The 26,130-nt window shown below is 67.1% G+C and carries 26 protein-coding genes; 11 read left to right on the forward strand and 15 right to left on the reverse strand.

Annotated features, from left to right (window positions below):
• Window positions 1-36 precede the first annotated feature (36 nt).
• Genes rfbD through AC3DET_RS04160 form a run of 5 tightly spaced genes read right to left on the reverse strand, consistent with a single transcriptional unit; the run spans window position 37 to window position 3,982 of the window.
• Window positions 37-924, reverse strand: coding sequence for a dTDP-4-dehydrorhamnose reductase (rfbD, locus tag AC3DET_RS04140; RefSeq protein ID WP_488390791.1), 888 nt, complete (start codon window positions 922-924; stop codon window positions 37-39).
• Window positions 921-1,478 (reverse strand): dTDP-4-dehydrorhamnose 3,5-epimerase, encoded by a 558-nt coding sequence (gene rfbC, locus AC3DET_RS04145; RefSeq protein WP_488390792.1) that lies wholly within the window; start codon window positions 1,476-1,478, stop codon window positions 921-923. Before rfbC ends, rfbD begins: the two co-directional genes overlap by 4 nt.
• Window positions 1,475-2,362 (reverse strand): glucose-1-phosphate thymidylyltransferase RfbA, encoded by an 888-nt coding sequence (gene rfbA, locus AC3DET_RS04150; protein ID WP_488390793.1) that lies wholly within the window; start codon window positions 2,360-2,362, stop codon window positions 1,475-1,477. Before rfbA ends, rfbC begins: the two co-directional genes overlap by 4 nt.
• A 16-nt stretch (window positions 2,363-2,378) precedes the next feature.
• Complete coding sequence (gene rfbB / locus AC3DET_RS04155; RefSeq protein ID WP_488390794.1) at window positions 2,379-3,434, reverse strand: dTDP-glucose 4,6-dehydratase; 1,056 nt, start codon at window positions 3,432-3,434, stop codon at window positions 2,379-2,381.
• Window positions 3,435-3,493: 59 nt separating this feature from the next.
• Window positions 3,494-3,982 carry a single-stranded DNA-binding protein gene (locus tag AC3DET_RS04160; protein ID WP_192200427.1) on the reverse strand — a complete coding sequence of 163 codons (489 nt, stop codon included), beginning with the start codon at window positions 3,980-3,982 and terminating at the stop codon, window positions 3,494-3,496.
• Between the two features lie 153 nt (window positions 3,983-4,135).
• Between AC3DET_RS04160 and AC3DET_RS04165 the strand changes: the two genes are divergently transcribed.
• On the forward strand, window positions 4,136-5,134 hold the full coding sequence (locus tag AC3DET_RS04165; protein ID WP_337730402.1) for a polyprenyl synthetase family protein: 999 nt from the start codon (window positions 4,136-4,138) through the stop codon (window positions 5,132-5,134).
• 13 nt (window positions 5,135-5,147) lie between these two features.
• Here the strand turns inward: AC3DET_RS04165 and AC3DET_RS04170 are convergent, their stop codons facing one another.
• The 5 genes from AC3DET_RS04170 to AC3DET_RS04190 form a co-directional block, all read right to left on the reverse strand.
• A complete protein-coding gene (locus tag AC3DET_RS04170; RefSeq protein WP_488390795.1) occupies window positions 5,148-5,930 on the reverse strand; it encodes a dienelactone hydrolase family protein in 783 nt (260 codons plus the stop codon).
• A gap of 79 nt (window positions 5,931-6,009) precedes the next feature.
• The gene (gene murD, locus AC3DET_RS04175; protein ID WP_488390796.1) at window positions 6,010-7,413 is read right to left on the reverse strand and encodes a UDP-N-acetylmuramoyl-L-alanine--D-glutamate ligase; all 1,404 of its coding nucleotides are present in this window, start codon (window positions 7,411-7,413) and stop codon (window positions 6,010-6,012) included.
• On the reverse strand, window positions 7,394-8,749 hold the full coding sequence (gene murL, locus AC3DET_RS04180) for a UDP-N-acetyl-alpha-D-muramoyl-L-alanyl-L-glutamate epimerase (protein ID WP_488390797.1): 1,356 nt from the start codon (window positions 8,747-8,749) through the stop codon (window positions 7,394-7,396). The genes murD and murL overlap by 20 nt, the downstream gene beginning before the upstream one ends.
• Window positions 8,746-9,228, reverse strand: a complete 483-nt coding sequence (locus tag AC3DET_RS04185; RefSeq protein ID WP_488390798.1) for a hypothetical protein — start codon at window positions 9,226-9,228, stop codon at window positions 8,746-8,748. Before AC3DET_RS04185 ends, murL begins: the two co-directional genes overlap by 4 nt.
• Window positions 9,212-11,842 (reverse strand): bifunctional aspartate kinase/diaminopimelate decarboxylase, encoded by a 2,631-nt coding sequence (locus AC3DET_RS04190; protein ID WP_488390799.1) that lies wholly within the window; start codon window positions 11,840-11,842, stop codon window positions 9,212-9,214. The genes AC3DET_RS04185 and AC3DET_RS04190 overlap by 17 nt, the downstream gene beginning before the upstream one ends.
• Window positions 11,843-11,929: 87 nt before the next feature.
• Between AC3DET_RS04190 and AC3DET_RS04195 the strand changes: the two genes are divergently transcribed.
• Window positions 11,930-12,805 (forward strand): PhzF family phenazine biosynthesis protein, encoded by an 876-nt coding sequence (locus tag AC3DET_RS04195; protein WP_488390800.1) that lies wholly within the window; start codon window positions 11,930-11,932, stop codon window positions 12,803-12,805.
• 29 nt (window positions 12,806-12,834) lie between these two features.
• A complete protein-coding gene (locus tag AC3DET_RS04200) occupies window positions 12,835-13,713 on the forward strand; it encodes a PhzF family phenazine biosynthesis protein (protein ID WP_488390801.1) in 879 nt (292 codons plus the stop codon).
• 155 nt (window positions 13,714-13,868) lie between these two features.
• Here the strand turns inward: AC3DET_RS04200 and AC3DET_RS04205 are convergent, their stop codons facing one another.
• From AC3DET_RS04205 to AC3DET_RS04220, 4 genes are all read right to left on the reverse strand, one after another.
• Window positions 13,869-15,533 carry an amidohydrolase gene (locus AC3DET_RS04205; RefSeq protein ID WP_488390802.1) on the reverse strand — a complete coding sequence of 555 codons (1,665 nt, stop codon included), beginning with the start codon at window positions 15,531-15,533 and terminating at the stop codon, window positions 13,869-13,871.
• A gap of 152 nt (window positions 15,534-15,685) precedes the next feature.
• Window positions 15,686-16,369, reverse strand: a complete 684-nt coding sequence (locus AC3DET_RS04210; protein WP_488390803.1) for a glycine zipper 2TM domain-containing protein — start codon at window positions 16,367-16,369, stop codon at window positions 15,686-15,688.
• Window positions 16,370-16,438: 69 nt separating this feature from the next.
• Entirely contained in the window at window positions 16,439-17,125 is a 687-nt protein-coding gene (locus tag AC3DET_RS04215; RefSeq protein ID WP_488390804.1) for an alpha/beta fold hydrolase, read from the reverse strand.
• Window positions 17,126-17,130: 5 nt separating this feature from the next.
• A complete protein-coding gene (locus AC3DET_RS04220; protein WP_185741982.1) occupies window positions 17,131-17,565 on the reverse strand; it encodes an OsmC family protein in 435 nt (144 codons plus the stop codon).
• A 205-nt stretch (window positions 17,566-17,770) separates the two neighbouring features.
• Here AC3DET_RS04220 and fusA point away from each other — a divergent pair, with 205 nt between their 5' ends.
• The 8 genes from fusA to AC3DET_RS04260 all read left to right on the forward strand — a co-directional run bounded on the left by fusA (window position 17,771) and on the right by AC3DET_RS04260 (window position 23,809).
• Window positions 17,771-19,816, forward strand: a complete 2,046-nt coding sequence (gene fusA / locus AC3DET_RS04225; protein ID WP_488390805.1) for an elongation factor G — start codon at window positions 17,771-17,773, stop codon at window positions 19,814-19,816.
• Window positions 19,817-20,078: 262 nt separating this feature from the next.
• Entirely contained in the window at window positions 20,079-20,477 is a 399-nt protein-coding gene (locus tag AC3DET_RS04230) for an HU family DNA-binding protein (RefSeq protein ID WP_142123653.1), read from the forward strand.
• A 171-nt stretch (window positions 20,478-20,648) separates the two neighbouring features.
• Window positions 20,649-21,287: a tellurite resistance TerB family protein gene (locus AC3DET_RS04235; protein WP_446537611.1), complete on the forward strand. Its 639-nt coding sequence runs from the start codon at window positions 20,649-20,651 to the stop codon at window positions 21,285-21,287.
• 8 nt (window positions 21,288-21,295) lie between these two features.
• Window positions 21,296-21,862: a M23 family metallopeptidase gene (locus AC3DET_RS04240; protein ID WP_488390806.1), complete on the forward strand. Its 567-nt coding sequence runs from the start codon at window positions 21,296-21,298 to the stop codon at window positions 21,860-21,862.
• 111 nt (window positions 21,863-21,973) lie between these two features.
• A complete protein-coding gene (locus tag AC3DET_RS04245; RefSeq protein WP_192200412.1) occupies window positions 21,974-22,285 on the forward strand; it encodes a DUF3861 domain-containing protein in 312 nt (103 codons plus the stop codon).
• 31 nt (window positions 22,286-22,316) lie between these two features.
• The gene (locus AC3DET_RS04250; protein WP_488390807.1) at window positions 22,317-22,616 is read left to right on the forward strand and encodes a helix-hairpin-helix domain-containing protein; all 300 of its coding nucleotides are present in this window, start codon (window positions 22,317-22,319) and stop codon (window positions 22,614-22,616) included.
• A 53-nt stretch (window positions 22,617-22,669) separates the two neighbouring features.
• Window positions 22,670-23,239: a DUF1439 domain-containing protein gene (locus AC3DET_RS04255; protein WP_488390808.1), complete on the forward strand. Its 570-nt coding sequence runs from the start codon at window positions 22,670-22,672 to the stop codon at window positions 23,237-23,239.
• A 9-nt stretch (window positions 23,240-23,248) separates the two neighbouring features.
• Window positions 23,249-23,809 (forward strand): YceB family lipoprotein, encoded by a 561-nt coding sequence (locus tag AC3DET_RS04260; RefSeq protein ID WP_488390809.1) that lies wholly within the window; start codon window positions 23,249-23,251, stop codon window positions 23,807-23,809.
• 81 nt (window positions 23,810-23,890) lie between these two features.
• On the opposite strand, the gene AC3DET_RS04265 is transcribed toward AC3DET_RS04260, so the two are convergent.
• Entirely contained in the window at window positions 23,891-26,101 is a 2,211-nt protein-coding gene (locus AC3DET_RS04265; protein WP_488390810.1) for a DUF5916 domain-containing protein, read from the reverse strand.
• Window positions 26,102-26,130 lie beyond the last annotated feature (29 nt).

Raw genomic sequence — 26,130 nt, forward strand, 5'->3', positions numbered from 1 at the left:
GAACACGGGTGGCGGAGCGTGGCCGTGTGCCGGCCGTCAGCCGCCGAGCACCTGTTGCAAGCCAGTCCGCCAGTCCGGCAGCGGACGCCCCAGTTGCTGCTCGAGCTTTCCCACGTCAAGCCGCGAATAGGAGGGGCGCTTTGCCCGCGTGGGGTAATCCGCCGTCGTGATGGCCAGAACGCGGGGCGCGCGCGTCAGCAACCCCCGCGCAACCGCTTCATCGAAGATGGCTTCCGCGAAACCGTGCCAACTCGTCTCGCCGCGCGGCGTCAGATGGAAGGTGCCGGAAACCTCGGTCTGCTGGCGCAACAATTCGACCGTCACGTCCGCGATCAGACTCGCGGGGGTAGGCGTGCCGCTCTGATCGGCCACCACGCGCAGTTCGTCCCGGTCGGTCCCCACTCTCAGCATGGTTCTCAGGAAATTGTGGCCGTACTGGCCATAGACCCACGCGGTTCGCAGGATCACGTGCCGGCCACCGGCCTCGCGTACCGCCTCTTCACCGGCCAGTTTGCTGGCGCCGTATACGCCGAGCGGCGAGGTCGCGTCATCTTCGCGGTAGGGACGTGTGCCCTGCCCGTCGAAGACATAGTCCGTCGAGTAGTGCACGAAAGGAATGCCGCGGTCCGCGCATGCCCGTGCCAGCACACCCGGCGCCTCCGCGTTCGCGCGAAACGCGGCCTTGATGTCGTCTTCCGCCTTGTCCACCGCCGTGTAGGCGGCTGCATTGATGACAACCGTGGGCTGGATGCGCTCGACCAGCTCAACCAGGGTGTCCGGCCGGTCGAAGTCGGCAATCTCACAGCGGCCACCATCGGGCAGCTGACCGGACCGCGTCGTAGGCACGACCTCGCCCATCGCCGCCAGGCTTCGCCGCAACTCATTGCCAACCTGCCCATTGGCGCCCAGCAACAGGAACGTCACGGCACGTATACCGGCAGCCGCTCCGGCGCGATGTCCGCCAGCAAAGGTGCGGCTTCATCCTTGGCGGACAGCAACGGCGCGGACACCGGCCAGTCGATGCCGATGGCAGGGTCGTTCCACCGTACGCCAGCATCTGCCGCCTTGTCGTACTGGGCTGTGCACAGATAGCTGAATATCGCCCGTTCGGATAGCACCGCGAAGCCGTGCGCGAAGCCCTCCGGGATCCAGAACTGGCGCTTGTTCTCAGCGCTCAGGATCACCGCAGCCCATTGGCCGAAAGTGGGCGACCCGCGACGGATGTCGACAGCGACATCGTAGACTTCGCCCTCCAGCACACTGACCAGTTTCCCTTGGGGATTCGGCCATTGGTAGTGCAGTCCACGCAGCACTCCACGCGAGGAGGAGGACACATTACTCTGCACGAATTTCGTCGGCAGTCCCTGCTGGCCGTAGCGATCCGCGTTCCATGTCTCGAAGAAGAAGCCGCGGTCGTCGCCAAACACCGCTGGTTCGACCACGACGCAGCCGGGAAGGCTGGTTTCAACGACCTTCACCTGACCACTCCACGTGATGCAAGCGAAAGCAGGTATTGCCCGTATCCATTCTTGGCCAGTGGCGCCGCCAACTTCTCCAGCTGAGCCGCATCTATCCAGCCATTGCCATAGGCGATCTCTTCGGGGCAGCACACGCGCAACCCCTGGCGCGCCTCGATGGTTTCGATGAAAGTCGATGCTTCGAGAAGCGACTGGTGCGTGCCGGTATCGAGCCAGGCGTGTCCACGACCAAGCTGCTCCAGGTGCAGGTTGCCGGCATCGAGATAACAGCGATTGAGGTCCGTGATCTCCAGTTCACCACGCGGTGATGGTTTCAGTGATGCTGCGTAGTCGCTCGCCTGGCCATCGTAAAAGTAAAGACCGGTGACGGCATAGTTGGATCGCGGCACAGATGGTTTTTCTTCGATACCGATCACGCGTCCGTCGTTGTCGAACTCAGCGACACCATAGCGTTCGGGGTCGTTGACCCAGTACCCGAACACGGTAGCGCCGCTTTCGCGGGCATCCGCGCGGCGCAGTTGTTCTGTAAACCCGTGCCCGTAGAAAATGTTGTCACCCAGAACCAGGCAGCTCGGCTTTCCGTCGACGAAGTCGCGACCGATGAGGTAAGCCTGTGCCAGGCCATCCGGGCTTGGCTGGACCGCGTATTCGATGTTCATGCCCCACTGGGATCCATTGCCGAGCAGCGCCTTGAACAGTGCCTGCTCGTGCGGCGTGTTGATCACCAGAACATCGCGGATGCCCGCCAGCATCAGCACGCTGAGCGGGTAATAGATCATGGGCTTGTCGTAGACCGGGAGCAGCTGCTTGCTGATGGCCTGGGTCAGAGGATAAAGGCGGGTGCCGGAGCCCCCCGCCAGGATGATGCCTTTGCGCGTCGTCATGTTCAGCACTCCCGGTTCAGGCGGCGGCGCCGATGCGCTCGAGGCGGTAGCTGCCATCCAGCACGCGCCGCACCCAATCCTGGTTGGACAGGTACCAGTCGACGGTTTCGCCTATGCCCTGCTCGAAGGTGTATTCCGGCTCCCATCCCAGCTCGTCGCGCAGCTTGGACGCGTCGATCGCATAGCGTCGATCATGGCCTGGCCGGTCGGTGACGAAGGTGATCTGGCTGCTGCGTGGCTGACCGTCGCCCCGGGGCACGCGGGCATCCAGCAATGCGCAGATCGTGTGCACGACGTCGATGTTCTGCTTCTCCGCATTGCCGCCGACGTTGTAGGTCTCGCCTACCCGCCCCTTCTGGAGCACCGTGCGAATGGCATTGCAGTGGTCGCCCACGAACAGCCAGTCGCGGACGTTCTTGCCATCCCCATACACCGGCAACGGCTCGCCAGCGAGGGCGCGAGCGATGATCAGGGGAATCAGTTTCTCGGGAAAATGGTACGGACCATAGTTGTTCGAACAATTGGTGGTCAGTACCGGCAGTCCGTATGTATGGTGGAACGCACGCACGAGATGGTCGGATGCGGCCTTCGATGCCGAGTAAGGCGAGTTCGGTGCGTAGGGCGTCGTCTCCGTGAACTGGCCGGTATCCCCCAGCGATCCATATACCTCGTCGGTGGAGACGTGGAGGAACCGGAAGGACTCGCGACGCTCGACGTCAAGCGACTTCCAGTAATCCCTGACGGATTCGAGCAGACCCAGCGTGCCCACCACGTTGGTCTGGATGAATGCTCCGGGGCCGTCGATGGAGCGATCCACATGGCTTTCAGCGGCGAAGTTCACCACCGCATCCGGCGTGTGCTCGGCAAGCAATCGCGCCACCAGCGAACGATCACCGATATCGCCGTGCGCAAACACATGCAGGGGATTGTCCTTGATCGACGCCAGCGTATCGAGGTTGCCCGCGTACGTCAGCGCGTCCAGATTGACCACCTTCACTCCCTGCGCGACCGCGCGCAGGACGAAATTTCCCCCGATGAAACCGGCGCCGCCGGTGACAAGCCATGTCGGCACGTATTGCTCCTTATATATCCAGTATCGGTGCGTCACTATCGTTCTGTAAGTGTCACGCCTCAGAACGGAATATCATCATCCGCAAAGTCGTCCATCGGCGCCGGCTGGGATGCCGGAGCCGGCGCAGGACGCCGCTGTCCGCCGCCCTGGTTGCCGTAGTCCTGCCGCGGTGCGCGGGCCGGACGATCTCCGCCGCCCGCTCCACCGCCACCTTCGCGACCACCGAGCATCTGCATCTCGTCGGCAATGATGTCGGTCGAATATTTCTCCTGGCCATCCTGGCCGGTGTACTTGTCGTAACGCAGCGAGCCTTCGACGTACACCGAGCTGCCCTTGCGCAGGTACTCGCCGGCGATCTCGCCGAGCTTGCCGAAGAACACCACGCGGTGCCATTCGGTGCGCTCCTGCTGGTTGCCGTCCTTGTCCTTGCGCACGCTGGTCGTGGCGAGGCTGATCCGTGTGATCGCCATGCCGCCCTGCGTGTATCGGGTTTCGGGGTCGTTGCCGAGGTTGCCGACCAGGATGACTTTGTTGATGCCGCGGGCCATATCGATATCCGTTCAGGGATGCCCGCCAAGCGCGGGCAAAGACCAGTGGAGTATACCTGCCGGACCCCGGCCATCGGCTTTCCGCCAGCTCACATGTAGGGCATTGCCGCAGCCAAGCCCCTATAATTCAGTGACTTCCCGGCCCCTCGTCCCATGTCCGTCGTCGAATCCCCCCGCATCGCGCTGGCCCTGCCCGGCATCCAGTCGCTCGCCCACGCCGACATGGCGTCCGTGGACGCCCTGATCCGGGCGCGCCTGGCCTCGGACGTAGCGCTGATCAACCAGATCGCCGACCACATCATTTCTGCGGGTGGCAAGCGCCTGCGCCCCATGCTGGTGGTCTTGGCCGGCCAGGCCTGCGGCCCGACCACGCCAAACCACCACCAGCTGGCGGCGATCATCGAGTTCATCCACACCTCCACCCTGCTGCACGACGATGTGGTGGACGAATCCGACCTGCGCCGTGGCCGCAGCACGGCCAATGCCCTGTGGGGCAATGCGCCCAGCGTGCTGGTGGGCGATTTCCTGTACTCGCGCAGCTTCCAGTTGATGGTGGAACTGGACCGTATGGACGTGATGCGCCTGCTGGCCGACACCACCAACCGGATCGCCGAGGGCGAAGTACTGCAACTGCTGCACGTCCACAACCCGGATACGGACGAAGCGGCCTACCTGCGCGTGATCGAGCGCAAGACCGCCGTGCTGTTCGCGGCGGGCACGCAACTGGGCGCGATGGCGTCGGGCGCGGATGTGGCCACGCAACGCCGCCTGTACGACTACGGCATGGCGCTGGGCTACGCCTTCCAGATCGCCGACGACGTCCTGGATTACACCGCCGATGCCGAAGCCCTCGGCAAGAATCTCGGCGACGACCTGGCGGAAGGCAAGGCGACGCTGCCGTTGATCCATGCGATACGCCACTCCGACCCCGCGACCTCGGAACGCCTGCGCGCCGTCGTGCAGTCCGGTGATGCCGATGCGATGCCCGACGTCCTGGCCGCCATCGGCGCCACGGGTGGACTGGAATACAGCCGCGAGCGGGCGAACCAGTATGCGGCGGCGGCCGAACAGGCGCTCCATGGCCTGCCCGAATCCGATGCCCTGGCGGCCCTGCGCGGCCTGGCGCGTTACGCCGTGGAGCGCGGACACTGACCCGCGCGGCGCGTCACTTCGCGAATACCTCGGCGAAGAAGTCCGCCATCATCCGGTAGGCCCGCCTGGCCGAGCGCTCGTGGTAGACACAGCCCGGCGGATTCCGGGCATCGGCTTCGGCGAAGCAATGCACCGCGCCGCTGAAGTTCACGAACTGCCAATCGGCACCGGCCTTGCGCATCTCGTCCTGGAAAGCGGAAATCTCCGCGGCCGACACGTAGGTATCGTCGCCTCCGTTGAGCACCAGCACCGGCGACTTCACCGGCCCGGCCGCCGGCAGGTCGGTCGCCAGCCCGCCATGCAAGCTGACGACACCTGCCAGTGCATCGCCGGCACGTACCAGCTCCAGCACCGTGCTGCCACCGAAGCAGTAGCCGAACGCACCGATGCGGGCGCGGTCCACCAGCGTGGCCGGCTGCTGCCGCAGCACCTCGACCGCCTTCTGTATCCGGGCGCGAAGTTTCGGACGATCGGCGCGCATCGCGCTGGCGACGGGACCAGCCTCGGCATCTGTATCCGGGCGGATGCCCTTGCCGTAGACATCGGCAACCAGCACCACATAGTCGTCGCCGGCGAACACGTGTGCCTTCTCGATCGCAGACGCGTTGACGCCTTTCCAGTTCGGCACCATCACCAGACCCGGGCGTGGCTGCTTCACGCTGTCGTCGTAGACGAGGTAGCCTGAAAAAGTATCGCCACCGAGGGTCCAGTCGACCGGCGTGGCGACAGGGGCAGCCAGCAGCGAGGGGGACCACAGGAGAAACAGCAGGCACGGCAACAGCGGGATGCGGCGCATCGTCGACTCCTCGTCGGGGTTCAGACGCAGTGTACGCCGCCCCTGCGCGCCGGGCTTGACGGCGCGTGCGCGGTCGCGCTCAGGCAATGCCGAGACCGGGAATGGCCGTGATGTCGTCGGGATCGAAGCCCGCCAGCTCCGCGAAATGGCGTCCGCGTGCCACGTAATCCCGATACTGGCCGAAGCTCGGTGCGCCGGGCGACAGCAGGACGACGCCGTCGCCGTCCAGCGCCGCGCGTGCGGCGGCGACGGCGTCCGGCAAGGTCTCCACGCCTGCCAGGCTGAAACCACCCTCAGCTGCGACCGTCGCCAGCAGCGCATGGATACGCGGGCCATTCGCGCCCATCGTGATGATCGCGTGCGGTGCCTGCACACGCATGTGCGCCGCGAAATCCGACCAGTCCACGCCACGGTCGTGACCACCGACCAGCAACGCGATGCGCCGGCCGGCGAAGCACTCCAGCGCCGCCAGCGTGGCATGCGGCGTGGTGCTGATGGAATCGTTGACCCAGGTGATGCCTGCGCGGGTGCCCAACGTCTGCAGACGATTGGGTAGAGGGCGGAATGAACTTGCATGCGCCGCGAGCGGCAGCGCCTCGATGCCCGCCGCCTCCAGCGCTGTCAGCACCGCGCAGAGGTTGCTGCGGTTGTGTCGCCCGGGCAACGGCAACGGCCGGGTGTCCATCACGAAGGCGTCGCCCCGGTACAGCGCATCTTCGCGCAGGTGCCAGCCGTCGGCATGGTTGAACCAGTGCACGTCGCTTCGCGGCAGCGACAGGGCCGCCAGGCGGGGATCGGCGGCGTTCAGCACCGCGACACGGGGGTGCGCGCCGGTGACCAGCTTCAGCTTGTCTTCGATGTAGCGCGCCTCGCTGCCATGCCAATCCAGGTGCTCCGGGAACAGGTTCAGCACGATGGCGATGTCGGGGCGGGCATCGCTGGCGACGACATCACCCGTCTGGTAACTGGACAGCTCGATCGCCCAGTAGTCCGGCGCGGGCTGTGGTTCCAGGACTTCCAGCAACGGCAGGCCGATATTGCCCGCGAGCGCGGTGCGATGCCCGGCTGCACGCAACAGGTGCGCGAGCAGCGACGTCGTGGTGCTCTTGCCCTTGGTGCCGGTGACACATATCGAGTGCGCGACGATACCGTCGGCCTGCGCATGCTCGGCGAACCAGAGGCTGGTGCCGCCCACAAAGCGCGTTCCCGCTTCCGTTGCCGAAAGCGCGATGGGTGCATACGGGCTGATGCCCGGCGACTTGATGACGATGTCGAACGCAGAAAGCCGCTCGCCCGTCGCGTGCGTTTCCACGGATAGCTGGTGGTCGCCCAGCGCGGTCGCTTCCGCCGCCTCCGCTTCGTTGCAGAACAGCGTCAACGGCAGCGACGGCAACCGTGATCGCACGGCGTGATGGGCGGCGCGACCCTCGCGCCCCCATCCCCACAGAGCGACACGTCGACCCTCAAGCTGCGAAATTCGCACGCAGGCGCTCCCACAGCGCGGCCGGAATGCGGTGCTCGCCGCCGATCTCCAGCAACGGGGCCACCGCCAGCGCTGCGGCATCCAGCTGCGGGCGGATCTCATGATTGAAGCGCGCCACGATCACGTCCTCGCGCCATTCCGGCCGATCGCCCAGCACGGCCATCGCCGCGCGCGATTCCTGGCCTTCGCCGACGCATTCGAACGGCTTGTGGTCCTGGTACTCCAGCAAGGCATCGAAGCCACCCGTCTGGTTCGCGTCATCGAGCAGGTTGCGTCCGAATATGCCGACCAGTCGCGGCTTGGGCATGAAGGGCGCCAGCGCGAGGAACACGAAATGGCATTTCGGACAGACACCGCACCAGCGATTGGTCGGGCGCTCGCCGAGCAGGTGGAAGTTGCGGTTGCAGCTGGAAAAATGGGCATCGTAGTGATCGGTACGCGCGAACTGCCGCGCCACCGCCAGCTCCGACAGCGGGCGCAACAACGAGTAGTAATGCAGGTCGGCGGCGACATGCGATTGCACGAAGTCGCCGAACGCGCGCTCGAACGCCCACCCCTTCGACCATTGGTGATTCACTTCGCCCGTGCCGGGGATCATGCTGCCGTAGCTGGCCGAGCGCTCGTTGGAGAACACCACCTGGTCCACGCCCTGCAGCAGCGCGGCCAGCACCATGATGGCCGAGTTGATCGCGGTGACCGGGATATGCCCATTCCACGCCCCCTGTCGGTTGTAGTCGAACAACTCCGGCGCCAGCGCGCGGCCGATGTTGAGCGTCGGCAGGCCGGTACGCGCCGCGCAGGCTGCGATCAGCTGCGAGCCACCGATCCAGGTCACCGTCTGGCCGATGCCGGCACCCCGCAGCGCCTCGATGCTGACCAGCGAATCCTTGCCGCCGCCGATGGCGACCAGCGCATGCTCGCGCAGGCCCGTGGCGGCAGCGGGAGCCGGCGTCTGTGCGCCGACGGGAAAGCGCACGCGGCCGTGCAGGCTCAGCCCGTTGCGGTACGCGAATTCGCCCAGCCCGTGTACGTACACCTGCTCCAGCAGCACCGCCGTGGCTGCGTCGATGGCATAGCCGTCGATCCGGATTTCATTGGGCACCGCCGCCTTGTAGTAGCTGACGCCGGTGATCAGGTGCAGCAGGCGGACAGCCTGCTCGACGGCGCGCGAGCGGGTCGCGTCCAGGGTGAAGGGTGCGCCGGGAACGGTAACGGTCTCGGTCAGCTCAGGACCTTCGTCGAAGGCATAGACCAGGCGCGCGACGCCCGTCTCCGCATCGAAGGAACAGCGGACAAAGCGGAAGACGCGGATGCTGGATTTGTCGAAAGTCGTCATGCGTGACCCGTGGAAAGCACCGCCTGCCGGCGCAGGAAGCGGCGACAGGCAAAATATTCAAGGATGAAAGCGGGCACGGCACCGAACAGCAGCGCGGCCAGCGAACCGTAAAACACGATGACCGGCAACCAGCCCATGGCGCCAGGCGCATCGGCCATGATCTGGTCGACGCCCAGGGCGACCATGGCCCAGGCCGCCAGCGAGACCGGGAACAGCAGGAACACCACCAGCAACGTGCGCAGCGTCATGCCACCGGGCTTCCAGTCGCGTCCCACCGACCTGGCGCGCGCGTGCCAGCGGGTGACGAACCATGTCCCCGCACCTGTCGCCAGCAAAGCGGCGGGCGCGAACCTCAGCGCGGACAGCACGTCGCGCACGCCGGGGGCGCGCCGATCGGCATCCATGAGCAGCAGCACGCCGACCAGCACCGCCGCCGCCATCAGCATGCTGAGCAGGGTGAACTCAGTGCGCGGCGTCATCGCCTGCCATTCCTTCGATCACGTCTTCAGCCGGCAACCCACGCAGGTTGTAATGGCTCGCCATCACGTAGCCGTACGCTCCTGCATCCGAGAACAGGAGTACGTCGCCTTCCGCCGTCGCCGAGGGCAGCCGGCGACGCTTGCCGAACACGTCGCTCGACTCGCAGATCGGGCCCACCACATCGAAGGGTTCCTGCGCTTCGTCGTCCAGCCGCGACAGGTTGCCCACATCGTGCCAGGCGTCGTACAGCGCTGGCCGGATCAGGGTGTGCATGCCGGCATCACTGCCCACGCGCCGGATGCCCAGCTTCTCCACCACCTGCGTCACATGCGCCAGCAGTACGCCGGATTCCGCCACCAGGTAGCGGCCCGGCTCGATCACCAACTGATATGCCGGGTACGCCGCCTTGATCGCGGCAAGGCCTTCACCCCATGCCGCGAGATCGAAGGGTTCGTCCGTCTCGGCATACGGGATGGGCAGTCCGCCACCGATGTCGATGGTCTCGATGGTGCCGATCTGATCGGCCAGTCCGCCAAGCTCGTCGGCGATCTGGTTCCAGTGCTGCGCGCTCTCCACGCCACTGCCCAGGTGCGCGTGCAGGCCGGTGATGCGGACATCCAGCGCACGTGCCGCTGTGAGGAATTCTTCCAGTTTGACCAGCGGCAGGCCGAACTTGGAACTCTTGCCGCCCGTCTTCACCTTGTCGTGGTGGCCGTCGCCGCGCCCCAGGTCCACGCGCAACCACACGCGATGCCCCCGGAAGACCTCCGGCCACTGCTGCAGCGCCTCGACATTGTCGAGGGTGACGTTGATGCCTTTGTCGAGCGCAAACGCGTACTCCTCGCGTGGCGCGAAGCTCGGCGTGAACAGCACATCCTGCATGGCGAGCGTCGGCGCCACCTCGAACACATGCTCCAGTTCGCCGCGCGACACGCACTCCAGCCCGAACCCTTCCTCCACCAGCGCGCGCAGGATGGCCGGATGCGAGTTGGCCTTGATCGCGAAGAAGCGCCGATCCACCGCGCCGATGCCGGCCAGTGCGCGCGCACGGGCACGCACGACGTCCAGGTTGTACGCATAGCGCGGCGTGCCCGCCTGCGCGAGCGAAAGCAGTCGTGCACGCGCTGCGGCGGCACTCCACCAGCGCACGCCACGATGACGCACGGCGCCGTTGATCTCGCGCCAGCTGGGGCCGAACACGCTGGCTTCGTCGGTCGGCATCGCGCCACTGTCGATCAGCGCCTCGTGCAGCACGGGCAACAGGCCCTCCGCGTCCGCTTCATCGATCACGAACGTCAGGTTCAGGTCGTTCGACGACTGCGAGATCAGGTGCACGCGTTCACGGCCGAACATCGCCCACACATCCGACAGCTTGTGCAGCAGCGAGCGCATGCCACGGCCGACCAGGGTGATCGCCGTGCACGGCGCGATCACCTTCACCCGGCAGATCTCGGCCAGGTCGGCGGAAAGCGCGGCCAGCACGTCGGTATTGACCAGGTTCTCGCTGGGGTCCAGCGACACGGTGACGTTGGTCTCCGACGAACCGATCAGGTCCACCGACAGACCATGCTTCTTGAAGCGGGCGAACACGTCGGCCAGGAAGCCCACCTGCTGCCACATGCCGATGCCTTCCATCGACACCAGCACGATGCCGTTGCGGCGGCTGACCGCCTTCACGCCGGGCACCGTGATAGCGCTGCCATCGATGGTGGTGCCGGGAAGATCGGGGCGCTCCGTATCCAGGATCGCCATCGCCACGCCAGCATCGCGGCACGGCTTGATCGAGCGCGGATGCAGCACCTTGGCACCGGTGGTCGCGATTTCCTGGGCCTCGTAGTAGTCCAGCCGCGTCAGCAGGCGCGCATCGGGCACTTCGCGCGGATTGGCGCTGAACATGCCGGGCACGTCGGTCCATATCTCCACGCGCTGGGCACCGAGCAACGCACCGAAGTACGCCGCCGACGTGTCCGAGCCTCCACGACCGAGGATGGCGGTGCCGCCATCGGCATGCCGCGAGATGAAGCCCTGCGTCAGCAGCATGCGGCTGGACTGCCCCGCGAACGCGCGGCGCCAGTCCTGGTCGGGCGCGGTGTTGCACGACACCGACAGCCGCTGCGCCCACGGGCTCTGGTTGGGCAGGAAGTTGGCCTGCAGCCAGTGGCGCGCATCGACCCAGCCGAAGTCCAGCCCCTGCGCGCGCAGGTAGGCCGCGCCCAGCGTGGAGGACAGCAGTTCGCCCTGCCCCAGCACCTCGGCCTGCCAGTCCAGCGCACGGCCGGCGGCACGCGAATCGGCCAGCAGGTTGCGCAGCGCGGCGAGGCGATCGCCCAGCACGGCCTCCGCATCGAGCTCAAGTTCGGCGAGGAACTCGCGGTGGCGCTGTTCCAGCTTCGCCACGCGCTCCGCGCTGTCCGTCGCACCATCGGCAATCGCGGTCAGTTCGTTGGTGACGCCGGACAGGGCCGACACCACCACCAGGATGCGGGCATCATTTTCTTCCGCGCGTTTTTTCGCCAGCGCGCCGATCGTGTTCCAGCGGTGGCGACGCGACACCGAGGTGCCGCCAAACTTGAGAACAATCCAACGATCAGACGCGGGGGAGGCAGAGGGCATGGATAGAATGGCGAGGGATGCCCGAACCCTTCGGGCGTGAACCGTCGATTCTAGCCGAAGCCTCCGCGCAGGACCGGACCGTACCGCATGCAACGAACCTCCCACCGCTACCTGCAGGTCGACGTGTTCGCCGACCGTCCTGGCGGCGGCAACCCGCTGGGTGTGGTGCTGGATGCGGCCGACTGGGCCACCTCCCGCATGCAGGCGTTCGCGGCCTGGACGAACTTGTCCGAGACCATCTTCTTCCTGCCGCCGACGACGCCCGACGCCAGTTACCGCATCCGCATCTTCACCCTCCGGCAGGAACTCCCGTTCGCCGGTCACCCCAGTGTGGGTGCGGCATGGGTCGCGCTGCAGGCTGGCCTGGTCACCGCATCCGACCGCCTGGTACAGGAATGCGCCGCGGGGTTGTTGCCCGTCCGGATCGACGACAGCGGCCCTCAACCCATGATTCAACTGAGGACGCCGCAAGCGCATCTGGTCGAGACGCCGCCGCTCCCTGCCCTGGATGCCGTCCTTTCATCACTCCCGATTGCGGGCCTCCGCCCCGGGCTGTGGAACAACGGACCTTCCTGGTGGCTCGTGGAGCTGGAGGACGCCGCAGCCGTGCGACACCTGGTGCCCGATCTTGCCGCGATCGCTGCATTGACCACGGCCACGGGCGCGGTGGGCCTGTCCGTGTTCGGCCGGACGCCACCCGGCAGCGACCACCACCTCGCCGTGCGCGCGTTCTGCCCTGCCGACAACATTCCGGAAGACCCGGTGACCGGCAGTGTCAACGCCTGCATCGCCGCCGCGCTGCACGCCGCAGGCGCGTTGCCCGGCGACTCGGGATGCTATCTGGCCAGCCAGGGCCGCGAACTGGGGCGAGACGGCCGCGTCCGGGTGCAGGTGGACGACGAGAGCCATGTCTGGATCGGCGGTCAGGTGCAGTTGGTCATCGATGGCCAGGTGACTTGGTAAGCTGCGCGGCCCCCACGCGAAACCCCGACATGACTTCTCGCCGTTACGTCCAGCTGGACGTGTTCGCCGACCGCCCTGGCGCCGGCAATCCCCTGGCCGTCGTGCTCGATGCCGCCGGACTGGACGATGCAGCCATGCAGGCCATTGCCCGCTGGACACGCTTGCCGGAAACAACCTTCGTGTTCGCGCCCACGCAACCGGGGGCGAGCTACGCCGTACGCATGTTCAGCCCGCGCCGCGAGGTGCCATTCGCCGGCCACCCGAGCGTGGGCACGGCGCATGTCGTGCTCGATGCCGGACTGGCGACGCCCATCGATGGCCTGCTGGTGCAGGAGGGCGTGGCCGGCCTGCTGCCGCTGCGTGTCGAAGACGATGCTGCCGGCCGCACCATCGCGGTACGCACGCCCCGTGCCCACGTGGTGAAAACAGGGGACACGCACAGCGACGAGGTACTGCGAGCGGCCATCGCGAACCTGCCTGCGGGCCGATTGCCTCCCGCCCTGATGGATGGTGGACGCCGCTGGTGGCTGGCCGAAGTCCGTGACGAGGCGGCGCTGCGTGCCGCTGCGCCGGACTGGACCGCGATCAGCGCGCTGGCAACCGCCACCGACAGCATGGGCGTGTGCGCCTACGCGCGCGCGCAAGGCCAGGGCTATGACCTCGCCGTGCGCGCCTTCGTGGGGGCGCCAGCCGCGTTCGAGGATGCGGCATCGGGCGCCGCCAACGCGACCCTGGCCGCCTGGCTGACATCACGCGACGCATTGCCGGGTCGCAACGGACAATACATCGTCAGCCAGGGCCGCGAAGTCGGCTACGACGCCCGCCTGCAATTGCGCGTGGACGAGGCCGGTGACGTCTGGTCCGGCGGCCACGTGCGCACCATCGTGACGGGTCGCATCGACTGGTAGCGATCACGGCCTTCCGTAGGAGCGACGTCAGTCGCGACCGCATGGCCTGAGGCATGCAGGAAATCCCGGAAATGGAGTAACGCGCCCGACCCGCGCATCTGTAACCACTCAGGCCATGCGGTCGCGACTGACGTCGCTCCTACAGGAAAGCCGGTCTACTTCACTTCGTAGACCGGTTTGCCATCGACCCACGTCGAACGCACATGCAGGTCATCCAGCTGCTCACCCGGCACCGCGAGCGGATCTTCGTCCAGCACAACAAAGTCCGCGCGGAACCCCGGCGCGAGCCGCCCGACGTCGCGCTCGTCATGCGCGGCCCAGGCGGCATCGGCGGTGAAACCCCGCAACGCCTCCGCAGCACTCAGGCGTTCGGCCGCCCTCCAGCCGCCCGCAGGATGACCGTGCGCATCCTGCCGTGTCACCGCCGCGTGCAGACCCCGCCGCGGGTCGACCGATTCCACCGGAAAATCCGAACCCAGCGCCAGCTTCACGCCGTTGGCCTGCATGCGCTGCCACGCATAGGCGCCCCCGATGCGTACCGGACCCAGCCGGTCCTGCGCCCATGGCATGTCGGAGGTGGCGTGCGTGGGCTGCATCGAAGCGATCACGCCAAGCTCGGCGAAGCGCGGGAACTCCTCCGGCGCAACGACCTGCGCATGCTCGATTCGCCAGCGATGGTCCGTCTTCGCCGTGCCACCCAGTACGCGCTGGTAGGCATCCAGCACCAGGCGATTGCCACGGTCACCGATCGCATGCGTGGCCACCTGCACGCCACAGCCATGCGCCTTGCGCATCGCGGCTTCCAGCGCGCCGGGTTCGGTCACCAGCAGGCCGCGATTGCCGGGATCGTCGCTGTAGTCCTCCAGCAACGCAGCGCCGCGGCTGCCCAGCGCGCCATCGGCATACAGTTTCACGCCGCGCATCTGCAGTCGGCCACCCGCATGGCCGTACGGGCCGCGCGCGCAAAGATCTGCAAGCGCGGCGCCATCCCCATCCGCATACGCGTCGATGCGCAGCGGCAGGCGTTGTTCATCGGCGAACTGCACCATCAGCGCCAGGTCCTCGCGCGACACGCCCATGTCGTGCACACCGGTCAGGCCATTGCGCACTGCGGCCTGCAACGCCTGCTCCAATGCCTGTTGGCGGTACGCGGTATCGGGCGCGGGAACGACGGCGTGGACCAGCGACATCGCGGCATCCACGAACACCCCGCTCGGCTTGCCCTCGATGCGCTCGATGCGCCCACCGTCCGGCTGCCAGTCGCCTTCCAGCGGACGCACCGTTTTGGCCGCCGCCGCGCGCAGCGCCGCGCTGTTCGCCCAGCCGGCATGGCCATCCACGCGCTCGAGCCAGACGGGACGCTCGGGGAAGGCCGCATCCAGGTCGGCGGCTGTCGGGAATGCCTTCTCCGGCCAGTCGTTCTGGTCCCAGCCGCTGCCAAGCAGCCATGCGTTGGGTGGAAGCTGTTTCTCGTACGCGCGCAGGCGCGCGATCACCTCGGCCTTGTCGCGTGCATCGACCAGATCGACACGCATCAGCGCATAGCCCAGCCCCATCACATGGCCGTGCGCGTCGATCAGGCCGGGGATGACGGTCTTGCCGGTCGCATCGACGCGCTTCGCATCGGGATACCGCGCGAGCAACGCCTTGGCATCGCCCACCGCCAGGACGCGGCCCGTGGCGTCCCATGCCAGCGCCTCAACAACAGGGCGGTCCGGATCGGAGGTATGCACGCGCGTCGCCGTCAATACCTGCACCTGCGCCTGCGCGGCACCTGCCAGCGCCAGGACACATCCGATTCCCAATGCCAGACGCCGCATGCCCCGCTCCCCGTTTGGTGACCGGCCGGACTATGCGGTCTCGCGCGCACTGCGGCAACCCGGATACGGAAGAGGGGCCTTGCGGCCCCTCCGGTTTTCGACTGATTTGCGTTGCCGGGCGATGCATCCGCTGAGCGGACACGCCTGCACGCTCATTCGGGGCGGACATCCACGCGGATGCGGATGCGGTCGCCGGGATGATGGTCCGTGCGCGTCCGGTAGGTGCGGTTGGCGTACTCGTAGGTCACGTCGTAACCGTTGACGCGTCCGTCGCCGTAGTAATCGTCACCGTAGCGCCCGTCGCTCACCGGTACCGGATCGCAGACCCGTACCCGGCCGCGCTGCACCTGGCGATCGCGCTGGGCGCTGTCGTAGATGGAACGGCCCGCCATGCCACCGACCATCGAACCGACGGCGGTACCGACGTAGCGGCCACTGCCGTCCCCCACCTTGCTGCCGAGCACCGCGCCGGCAATGCCGCCGATCACCGTGGCCACGGTGCGGCCCGAGCCGTTGCCGCCGGCAGGGTCGCGACGGTCGTCGCCATAGCGGTCCTGTCCATAGACGTCACGGTAGTCACCGTTGTCGTATACATCGTCGCGACGGACATCGCGCGCATACACGTCGTCGGCGTCGCGGTAATAGCATCGTTCACCACCGCCGGTGCTTCGGTACCCACTGTCGATGACGGGATCCACCCGGATTACGCGGGCATAGTCGTAATAGGGCTGCTCGCCGTCACGGTCTTCGGTGCCGTAGTAGCGCGAGGATTGCGCGGACGCCATGCCCGTGGTCAGCAGGCCGATGGCCAGCACGGCGGCGGATAGACGCTTCATGTCGGGTACTCCCCACGCCGGGGTGGCGTGCCGGCATGCTCGGGCGCGACGGGTGAAACATGGCTGAACTCAGGCGGCGGGCGATGCACGGTTTAGCCATTCGACAGCTTGCGCGGCGATGCCGGCAGCCTCACGCCCGAGCAGCGGCCCGACGTGCGAATCCGAAAGCGTTTGCAATGTTTCCGCGCCCCAGGCGTCGGCCATGGCGCGGGCCGTCTCCGGCGGTACGTCTTCGTCGTGTCGCGACACCACGCACAACGTCGGGCACGCGGGACGCGCCCGTGCGACACCGCCCTGCGCCGCGCGCAGGACCGCGCCGGATTCGTCGCGCCAATGCCGGAAAGCGAACAGCGCGGTGGCCTCATCCGTCCCGGGCAACGCCCTGCGCGTGCCGGCAAGCCGGGCATCGCGCCGCCACGGCACCACATGGGGCCAGTCGCGCGCGGGCAATCCGGCGTGCCACGGCGCAGGCGGCAACGGATTGACCAGCACCACGGCATCCGCGTCCGCTGCAGCGCCCAGGGCCAGCAGGCAGCCGAGGCTCGCCCCGACCAGCGCGCGTGGCCGAGGCAGGCCTGCGAGCGCGGCGCAGACCTGGGCCTGGTAGTCCTCCAGGCGCGTCGCGGCCAGTCCGCCGCGCACTGGCTCAAGGTCGGGCGCCTCCACGCGGAGGCGCGCCGCCTCGAACACGCCACGCCATACGTTCCATTCCCAGCCACCGCCACCGGCGCCATGCACCAGCAGCGCAGCCCTCACGGCCGTCAAAGCAGCGTGGCCTCCAGCGACACCGGCACCGACAGTGCGCGCGAGATCACGCAGCCCGCCTTCGCCTGCTGGGCGATCTCCTCGAACTGCGCCGCGCTGATCCCCGGCACGCTGGCCGATACGGTCAGCTTGATGCCGGTGACGGTCGGGCCCGGATCCATGCCAGGCTCCATCGTCGCCTCGGCACGGGTCTGGATCTTGTCCGGCGTGAAGCCCGCCTTCCCCAGCACCGCCGACAGCGCCATGCTGAAGCAGCCCGCATGCGCCACCGCCAGCAGCTCCTCCGGGTTGGTGCCCTTCTCGTCGCCGAAGCGCGTCTTGAAGGAGTAGTTCTGCGCCTCGAACAAGCCGCTCTGCGGCGTGCTCAGGCTGCCTTTGCCGGACTGCAGGTCACCGTTCCACACCGCATCCGCATAACGCTTCAAAGCCATGGTCGTGCTCCTCGGGTAAGGGACGCGCAGCGTACACCCGCTGATGTTCACGCCGCGTTCCGCAGTGCGACTTGACCCCTCCGGCAGCCGCACCGATGCTGACCGCCCGCCATGACCGCCCGCCGAGCGACACCGCTCACGGGATGCGCTCAGCCCGGACAGCCATGACGGCCCTTCGACCCCAACCCTCGGGAGGAACGGCCTCATGTCGTACAGCACACAACAGATCCGCAACGTGGCCCTGGCGGGCCACCCCGGCGCCGGCAAAACAACCTTGTTCGAAGCCCTGCTGCATGCCGGCGGCGCCCTCCAGGTGGCAGGCACCATCGAGCGCGGCACCACCGTGTCCGACCATGACCCGATCGAAAAGGCGCGCGGGCATTCCATCGACACCGCCATCGCCAGCACCGATCACGGCGGCATGCACGTCAACCTGATCGACACACCCGGCTACCCGGAATTCCGCGGGCCCGCCCTGTCGGCATTCTCCGCCGTGGAAACCGTGCTGGTCGTGGTGGATGCCGATACCGGCATCGCGCACGGCACGCGCCGGTTGATGGAGCGCGCACGCGAACGCAACCTCTGCCGCGCCATCGTCATCAACAAGATCGACCACGAAGGCGCCGACTGTGCCGGCGTGCTTGCAGCGTTGCGCGAGGAATTCGGCCCCGAACTGCTGCCGCTCAACCTGCCGGCGGATGGCGGCAAGGCGGTGATCGACTGCTACGGCCAGGCCCAGGGCGACTCCGATCTCGGTCCCGTCGTCGACTGGCACCAGAAGATCATCGACCAGGTCGTGGAGATCAACGAGACGGTGATGGAGCACTACCTGGATCTGGGCGAAGGCGGACTGTCCGGCGAGGAGCTGCACGATGCCTTCGAGCAGTGCCTGCGCGAAGGGCATCTGGTGCCGGTGTGCTTCGCCTCCGCGCGCACCGGCGTGGGCGTGAAGGAACTGCTGGACGTGGCCGAGCGCCTGTTTCCGAATCCCGCCGAAGCCAACCCGCCCCCGTTCGTGAAGCTCAACGGCAGCGGCCCGCACCCCATCGAGGCCGTGCCCGATGCGCGCGCGCATGTCATCGCCGATGTCTTCAAGATCGTCAACGACCCCTTCGTCGGCAAGCTGGGAGTCTTCCGTGTCTACCAGGGCACGCTGAAGAAGGACACCCAGTTGTTCGTCGACGACGGCAAGAAGCCGTTCAAGGTCGGGCACCTGTTCAAGCTGAAGGGCAAGGACCACGTGGAAGTCGACCAGGCCATTCCCGGCGACATCGCCGCAGTGGCGAAAGTGGACGATCTGCACTTCGACGCCGTCCTGCACGACAGCCACGACGAAGACCACATCCACCTGGCGCCGATCGATTTCCCCAAGCCGATGTTCGGCCTGGCCATCGAGGCCGCCAGCAAGGGCCAGGAGCAGAAGCTGTCGGTGGCGCTGCAGAAACTGGCCGAGGAAGATCCTGCATTCGTGGTCGAACACCAGCCTGAGTTGAACGAGACCGTCATCCGCGGCCTGTCCGACCTGCACCTGCGGGTGATGCTGGAGCGCCTGAAGGAACGCCACGGCGTGGAAGTGAAGACGCGACCCCCCCGCATCGCCTACCGCGAGACGGTCAGCGCGAAAGCGGAAGGCCACCATCGCCACAAGAAGCAGACCGGCGGCGCCGGGCAGTTCGGCGAAGTCTTCCTGCGCATCGAACCCTTGCCGCGCGGCGGCGGCTTCGAGTTCGTCGACGAGGTCAAGGGCGGCACCATTCCCGGACAGTTCCTGCCGGCCGTGGAGAAAGGCGTGCGCCAGGTGCTCGGCAGTGGCGCGCTGGCCGGCTATCCGCTGCAGGACATCCGGGTGATCGTCCACGACGGCAAGCACCACGCGGTGGACAGCAAGGAAGTCGCCTTCGTGGCTGCCGGCAAGAAAGCCTTCCTCGACGCCATCGCCAAGGCGCGGCCACAGGTCCTCGAACCGGTCGTCGATCTGGAGGTCGCCGTGCCGGAAGCACAGGTGGGCGACATCACCGGCGGCCTGGCGGGCAAGCGGGCACGCATCAATGGAACGGATGCGCTGCGCGGCGAGATCGTGGTGAAGGCGCAGGTGCCGTTGGCGGAACTGGAGGGGTACGCGGCCGAACTCAAGTCGATGACCGCAGGCCAGGGCCGATACAGCCTGGATTTCAGCCACTACGAGCCCGTGCCGCCCAACGTGCAGCAGAAGCTGGTGGAGGCGTACCGGCCGAGGCACGAGGAAGAGTGAGTGTGCATTGTGGTGCGGCATCCGGTCGCGGCGGGGCGCGATGGATGCCGCTTCCGGTGCGCACAGGCGGTCCGGTTTGCTCGTCATATCCGGCCATTTCCGACGCGCGGCGAGCGCCAGACCAAAGAAAACAGAAAAAAACCGAAGAAAAAGGCGTTTTGGGGCCTTCCTGCCCTTGGCGGCGCGAATTCTTTGCCCTACATTTCGCTTGCCGATGCGATCGGCCCGATTACCCAACCACTCGACAGTAGAGACAGGACACATGGCAAAGAGCACCAAGAAGGCCGCGCCGAAGAAGGCCGCCAAGAAAGCTGCACCGAAGGCCGCCGCCAAGCCGGCCGCGCCGAAGCCGATCAAGGAAGCGCTGAGCAAGTCGGGCCTCGTCGCCCACATCGCCGAAGCGACCGCCATCGCCGCCAAGGACGTCCGCGCCGTGCTGGCCTCGCTGGAAAGCGCCGTGCACGCTTCCGTCAACAAGAAGGGCGCCGGCTCCTTCACCCTGCCGGGCCTGCTGAAGATCAGCGCCGTCAACGTGCCGGCCAAGCCGAAGCGCAAGGGCATCAACCCGTTCACCAAGGAAGAGCAGTGGTTTGCTGCCAAGCCCGCCTCGGTGAAGGTCAAGGTCCGTCCGCTGAAGAAGCTGAAGGACGCCGCAGCCTGATCGCTGCGCACCTCGCGTCACCCGAACGGGACGGCCATGCCGTCCCGTTTTCTTTTGCGGCACATCATCCAGCGCGCGACCACGGCGCGGCGTGCCATGGGTCACCCTTGTGATCGTCCGGCGCCGCCCGCAACTCAGTTGCTGTCCTTCCTCCAACCGGGTACGCAACGCATGAAGATCCAGGGCTTCCTCGACCATCTGCTGAAATCCTCCCACGGCGGCAGTCTGCTCAACGCCGACTTCGGCAAGGGTGCGGTCACCGGCGGCGCGCTGGGCCTGTTGCTGGGCAAGAACAAGACCACGCGCAAGCTGGCCACCTATGGCGGCCTGACGGCGATCGGCGTGATGGCGTATCGCGCCTACGGCGACTACAAGCAACAACAGGGTGGATTCGCCGCCGGTGCCGGTCCGCAGACCGTGGATCGCCTGCCGCCGCCGCAGGCCGAACTGCACAGCCAGGCCATCCTGAAGGCGCTGGTGGCTGCAGCAAAGGCGGATGGCCACATCGATGCGCGCGAACGCCAGGTGATCGAGGGCGAGTTCGCCCGCATCAACAGCGATGGCGAACTGCAGCAGTGGCTGCATGCGGAACTGGAGAAGCCACTGGACCCGGCCGAGGTGGCGCGTTCGGCCAGCACACCGGAAATCGCCTCCGAAATGTATCTCGCCAGCCTGATGGTCGCCGACGAGCAGAGTTTCATGGAACGCGCCTACCTGGATGAGCTGGCGAAACAACTGAAGCTCGACCCTCCACTGAAGGCCCAGCTCGAACGCCAGCTCTCGCAGCCGCAGCCGCCCCCGCTGCCCTGACCGGTGCCATGCGACCCGCCGCGCGCCGTTTGCGACGCATCGCATGGTCGCTGTTGTGGGTGGTGGCGCTCGCCGCGTTGCTCGCCTGGGCGTGGGGCCGGCCGTTCATGGCATCGGCGCGCATGCTGTGGGACATCTCGCGTGCAACATCGCCGAGCGAACTCCCGGTTCCCGTGCAGGGCGTGCGTGCACGGCAGATCGCGGACACGTTCGGCGCCCCGCGCGGCAGTGATCGCACCCATCAGGGCGTGGACATCTTCGCAGCGCGTGGTACGCCCATCATCAGCGCCACGCGTGGCCTTGTGGTGTCGGTGCGCGACGGCGGACTCGGCGGAAAGCAGGTCTGGGTGCTCGGCCCCGGCCGCGAACGCCACTACTACGCCCACCTGGACGCCTGGGCCGACGACCTGTCCACCGGCCAAGTGATCCAGCCCGGCGATGTGCTGGGTTACGTCGGTACGACCGGCAACGCGCAGGGCACACCGCCGCACCTGCACTACGGCATCTATGGCGGGCAGGGCGCCTACGATCCGCTGCCGCTGTTCAAGGCTGCTGCGGACACGCGCCCGCGTTGACTGAACGACGCCGTCCGGCAGAACAGTCCATCGCGACGGCGCCCCTCGTTCCACCGCGGCCACGGGCCTATCTTGGGTCTGGTCCCCATCGCGCGTCCCGCGCCTGCCGCCATGCCCAACAACACCCACCGCTACCGCATCACCGTCACGCCCATCGAAGACGATGGCCTGCAATGCAACGGCCGTTGCACCATCGAGTTCGAACATGCCTGTCATGACGACTGGATGCGCATCCTCGAGAAACTCCAGCGCCAGCGCGGCCTCAGCGGCGACGAGCGCGCCGCGCTGGTGGTCGGCACCAAGCTGCTGAGCGGCCTGATGCTGGACCACCGCAAGGACACGGACGACCTGTTCGCGCCACTGCGCCCGCACATGGGCGAGTTCATCGCATCGCTCAAGGAGCGCGGCCGGGATGCGGGCTGACATGCCGCCCATCCCGCGCTAGCCTGCCGCAATGAAAGCACGCCACGCCGATGACGCCCTGGTACTCGAGGATATCCCCAACATCGGGCCCTCCATTGCCGGGGACCTGCGCGGCATCGGTATCACCCTGCCGCAGGACCTTGCCCACCAGGACCCTTACGTGCTCTACCGGCGTGTGAACGAAACCACCGGGCAGCGCCACGATCCGTGCCTGTGCGACTGCTTCATCGCTGCCGTGCACTTCATGCAGGGAAGCGCGCCGCTGCCGTGGTGGCGCTACACCCCGGAACGCAAGCGCCAGTTCATGCGGGACCCGGCGCTGGCCGGTTAGGCGTCGGACAGGCGGCCCCGGCTAAGGTGCGCCGACACGTCACGGAGCTTTCCATGCGTACACGCCGACGCTTTCTGGTCGCGACCCTCGCCGCGACCGCCACGCTCGCCCTTGCCGGCTGCGAGACCCTCAACACGGTCACCGGCCTGCTGGGCAACCAGATCAACTTCACCCAGCCGCAGCTGCAGCGCTACCTCAACCACAGCTTCCCGCGCGAATTCGACAAGCTGGGCGGGCTGGTATCGGCCACGCTCACCAATCCGCGCCTCAGCATTCCGTCGGGCGACGATCGCCTGCGCCTGGATTTCGACATCGGGGTGAGCGCACTGGGCGCACGCGATGTCAGCCGCGGCCATTTCGCACTGGCCAGTCGCCTGCGCTACGACCCCGCCACCCGGGGCCTGCATCTGGACAACCCCGAGATCCTGTCCGTCGACGTGCCCGGTTCCGGCTCACTGATGTCCGGCGGCACGCGCCAGCTGGTCAACACCGTGCTGGCCGAATACGCCCGCTCCGAACCGGTCTACCGGATCGACAGCGACACCTTGCGGCGCCTGCCGGCCAGCAAGCGGATCGGCAGCACGTTGATCGAAGACGGCCGCGTGGTCATTCACCTGCAATAAGGGATTCCGATGAAGAACCTGCTCTCGCGCGTCGCACTGCTCGCCCTGCTGCTGCCCCTGTCCGCCATCGCCATGGCCGATACCGGCAACGTGCTGCGCTTCAACGCCGCCCAGCTGCAAACGGCGGCGCGCGCCGGTTTCCCGATGGAACAGTCGTTGCTGGAGGGCTTCGCATCGCTCACCCTCAGCGATCCCGATGTCAGCATTCCCTCGCCCGGTGAGCGCTTGACGCTGCAGATGGACTACGACATCGCGCTGGCCACGGGCGAGCGCCTGGAGAATGGCAACGTGGTGGTCAGCAGCGGACTGCGCTACGACCCCGGCACCCGCGGCCTGCACCTTGTGGATCCGCGGATCGAACACCTGGGCACCGGCGCCGCCGGTCGCGGCCTGCCCGGCGGATCGCGCGAGGTCCTGCAGGAGCTGATCGGCGAGTACGCCCGCACCCGGCCGCTCTACACGCTCACCGAAGAGGATCTGGCGCAGGCCCCCGGTCCGTTGGGCGCGGACCCGCTGCGGATCAACGACGGCCACGTGGAGTTGCGGCTGGCACCGTCCGCGACGCCGTGAGCCCGGCCTGACGGAGGTCCGTGGGCAGGAGCCGGAGACACGACTGCAAGCCTTGGAGCGCGCCAACCGAAGACGACGCCTTCAGATCTCGAAGCGGTAACTCAGCTTCACCACCAGCTGCTCGTCGTCACGCAGGCGGAAGCTGTCCTGCAGCAGGTCCTCCACCCCTTCGGTGCCGGTGCGCTGCTCGTAGCCACCGCGGGCATAGACCACGTACAGGTACGACAGCGGCGCCAGCTCGTAGCGGTAGCGCACCTGGAACCCCAGGTTGCGCACGCTGAAATCCTCCACCGTGTCGGTCGCCGCCAGCGCGTAGCCCTGCGGATCGAAACGCCAGGCATCCTGCACGCGCGCGTCCAGCGCGATAGCCTGCATTTTCACCCGCAGTTCGTGGCGGTCATCGACCACCCAGTCCAGGCCGGCACTGAGGTCGAACTGCCGTCGCTTGAAGCCGCCCACCAGATCCTCGCGTTGCCACACCAGCCAATCGGGGGTGTACAGCGCATAGCCGCCGGCGTAGATGCTGAAGGCATCACTGATGAAGTAGGTGGCGGTGTACCCGGCACCCGCACCCAGCTTGCGGTTGCCCGCCAGGCCGCCGGTGAAGGTTTCCAGCTCCGTCTCGTGCGCCCAGTCGCCCTTTCGCGGCCGCTCGAACTCGAAGTACGTATTGAAGTTCGCCGGCAGCCGCACCACCCCGTTGCCACGCAGCAGCAGGTCACTCAGGCCCGCGCTGTTGACGTTGATCTGGGCGTATTCGTAACTGCCGTTGCGCAGCTGGCCCTCGCGGCTCATCCGGAACTGGTCGTTGAGCTTGTCGCCGTGGTTGTTGTGGCTGCTGCTCACCCGCCAGCGCCAGTCCTTGGAGGCATAGCGCGAGGCATCGGGCAACCCGGTGAACCGCTTGCGGACTTCCCAGTGCAGGTAGTTGGTGCTGTTGCGCGAGAGATAGCCGAAGTCGTTGATCTGCAGGTCGTTGCCGAAGTGCATGGCGATCCACTGCTGGCGCCAGCCGTCGTCCATTTCGTAGTCGGCCCACACCGTCGCACCGAGGTCCTGCACACGATCCCCGGCCTGGTCGATGCGGCTGCCCAGCAGGCGACTGCGGATGTTCCAGCGCGCCGTCGGCCGCCAGTTGTGGTCCACGCCCAGCACCGTGGCCTCACGGTCGGTGGCGTCCTGCTCCACGCGGGTCAGCATCGCGCCGAGATTCTGCTTTTCGAAATCGCGCACCACGCGCAGCGCGTGGAAGCTCCTTCCGTACTGGCCATCCTCGTCGGCCGAGAACAGGCCGTAGTTCGCCTTGCCCAGGCTGCCGTTCAACTTCAGCGCCGCCGTGATGTCGCCCGTGCTGCCCACGCGACGCGTATACAGCTGCTGGCTGTCGTCCGACGGCGTGGTCAGCTCGAAAATGCCCTGGTTCTCGGTGAAGAACGGCCGCTTGTCGCTGATGAAGGTCTCGGTGGCGCTGAAATTCACCACCAGGTCGTCCGCCTCCACCTGACCGAAGTCCGGGTTCACCGTGGCGGTGAGCTGGAAGCGGCCGTTGGGCTTCCAGAACACGTCCGCACCACCGTTGAAGTCGCTGCGCCGGCCTACGTTGTCGTACAGGCCCGACACATACGGCGTCAACGCCAGCAGCGACTGGTCGTAACGCGGCACGGTGACGGACGCGAAATCGGACATGAAGCGCGGGCGCTCGAAGCTGGCGCTCGGCCAGGCCATGCGCTCGCCGGTCACGCCGATCACGCGCGCCAGGAACACTTTCAGCGTGCGCTGTCCGTCGGTGCCATCGCGCATCGGCGCGGTATGCCACGGGATCAGCAGTTCGACGCTCCAGCCCTGTTCGTCTTCGCCCACGGCATGCCGCCACTGGCCGTCCCAGTCGCTGTTGAACTGGTTTTCGTTGGTGATGACCTCGTCGGCAATGCCCCCGGTGGAGCTGACGGTGAATGCATAGCCGGTGCGCCCATCCCCGTCGAAATCGATGAACGCGTTGACGCGGTCGACCTGTTCGTCGAAATCGCGCTGCACCCTCTGCCGCGTGCGTGGCACGCCGGCAGGGTGCGTGTTGCGGAACGCGATGGCCAGGCCGTCCGGCGTGGCCAGTATCCAGGCCTCAGTGGGCAACGAACCCGGCTCGCCGGTCAGCGGCTGGGTCTTGCGGAAGTCGGTGACGTGGCGGGCACCCTGCCATTCGGCAGGATCGACGCGGCCGTCGATCTCGACGGCATGGACGGCGGCGCAGGGCAGGGCCAGGGCAAGCAGGCCGATCAGTCGTGGCAGGGTCATGGAGGCTGGGTGGTGGTCCGGTGCGCGCA

The organism is Pseudoxanthomonas sp. 97-1-1 (assembly GCF_057773125.1).

What these genes read in the sequence shown, in the direction of transcription:
- rfbA (WP_488390793.1), bottom strand. Translation starts at nt 2,362, where the DNA reads ATGACGACGCGCAAAGGCATCATCCTGGCGGGGGGCTCCGGCACCCGC.
- AC3DET_RS04160 (WP_192200427.1), bottom strand. Translation starts at nt 3,982, where the DNA reads ATGGCCCGCGGCATCAACAAAGTCATCCTGGTCGGCAACCTCGGCAAC.
- AC3DET_RS04165 (WP_337730402.1), top strand. Translation starts at nt 4,136, where the DNA reads ATGTCCGTCGTCGAATCCCCCCGCATCGCGCTGGCCCTGCCCGGCATC.
- AC3DET_RS04170 (WP_488390795.1), bottom strand. Translation starts at nt 5,930, where the DNA reads ATGCGCCGCATCCCGCTGTTGCCGTGCCTGCTGTTTCTCCTGTGGTCC.
- murL (WP_488390797.1), bottom strand. Translation starts at nt 8,749, where the DNA reads ATGACGACTTTCGACAAATCCAGCATCCGCGTCTTCCGCTTTGTCCGC.
- AC3DET_RS04185 (WP_488390798.1), bottom strand. Translation starts at nt 9,228, where the DNA reads ATGACGCCGCGCACTGAGTTCACCCTGCTCAGCATGCTGATGGCGGCG.
- AC3DET_RS04190 (WP_488390799.1), bottom strand. Translation starts at nt 11,842, where the DNA reads ATGCCCTCTGCCTCCCCCGCGTCTGATCGTTGGATTGTTCTCAAGTTT.
- AC3DET_RS04195 (WP_488390800.1), top strand. Translation starts at nt 11,930, where the DNA reads ATGCAACGAACCTCCCACCGCTACCTGCAGGTCGACGTGTTCGCCGAC.
- AC3DET_RS04200 (WP_488390801.1), top strand. Translation starts at nt 12,835, where the DNA reads ATGACTTCTCGCCGTTACGTCCAGCTGGACGTGTTCGCCGACCGCCCT.
- AC3DET_RS04205 (WP_488390802.1), bottom strand. Translation starts at nt 15,533, where the DNA reads ATGCGGCGTCTGGCATTGGGAATCGGATGTGTCCTGGCGCTGGCAGGT.
- AC3DET_RS04210 (WP_488390803.1), bottom strand. Translation starts at nt 16,369, where the DNA reads ATGAAGCGTCTATCCGCCGCCGTGCTGGCCATCGGCCTGCTGACCACG.
- AC3DET_RS04220 (WP_185741982.1), bottom strand. Translation starts at nt 17,565, where the DNA reads ATGGCTTTGAAGCGTTATGCGGATGCGGTGTGGAACGGTGACCTGCAG.
- fusA (WP_488390805.1), top strand. Translation starts at nt 17,771, where the DNA reads ATGTCGTACAGCACACAACAGATCCGCAACGTGGCCCTGGCGGGCCAC.
- AC3DET_RS04230 (WP_142123653.1), top strand. Translation starts at nt 20,079, where the DNA reads ATGGCAAAGAGCACCAAGAAGGCCGCGCCGAAGAAGGCCGCCAAGAAA.
- AC3DET_RS04235 (WP_446537611.1), top strand. Translation starts at nt 20,649, where the DNA reads ATGAAGATCCAGGGCTTCCTCGACCATCTGCTGAAATCCTCCCACGGC.
- AC3DET_RS04240 (WP_488390806.1), top strand. Translation starts at nt 21,296, where the DNA reads ATGCGACCCGCCGCGCGCCGTTTGCGACGCATCGCATGGTCGCTGTTG.
- AC3DET_RS04245 (WP_192200412.1), top strand. Translation starts at nt 21,974, where the DNA reads ATGCCCAACAACACCCACCGCTACCGCATCACCGTCACGCCCATCGAA.
- AC3DET_RS04250 (WP_488390807.1), top strand. Translation starts at nt 22,317, where the DNA reads ATGAAAGCACGCCACGCCGATGACGCCCTGGTACTCGAGGATATCCCC.
- AC3DET_RS04255 (WP_488390808.1), top strand. Translation starts at nt 22,670, where the DNA reads ATGCGTACACGCCGACGCTTTCTGGTCGCGACCCTCGCCGCGACCGCC.
- AC3DET_RS04260 (WP_488390809.1), top strand. Translation starts at nt 23,249, where the DNA reads ATGAAGAACCTGCTCTCGCGCGTCGCACTGCTCGCCCTGCTGCTGCCC.
- AC3DET_RS04265 (WP_488390810.1), bottom strand. Translation starts at nt 26,101, where the DNA reads ATGACCCTGCCACGACTGATCGGCCTGCTTGCCCTGGCCCTGCCCTGC.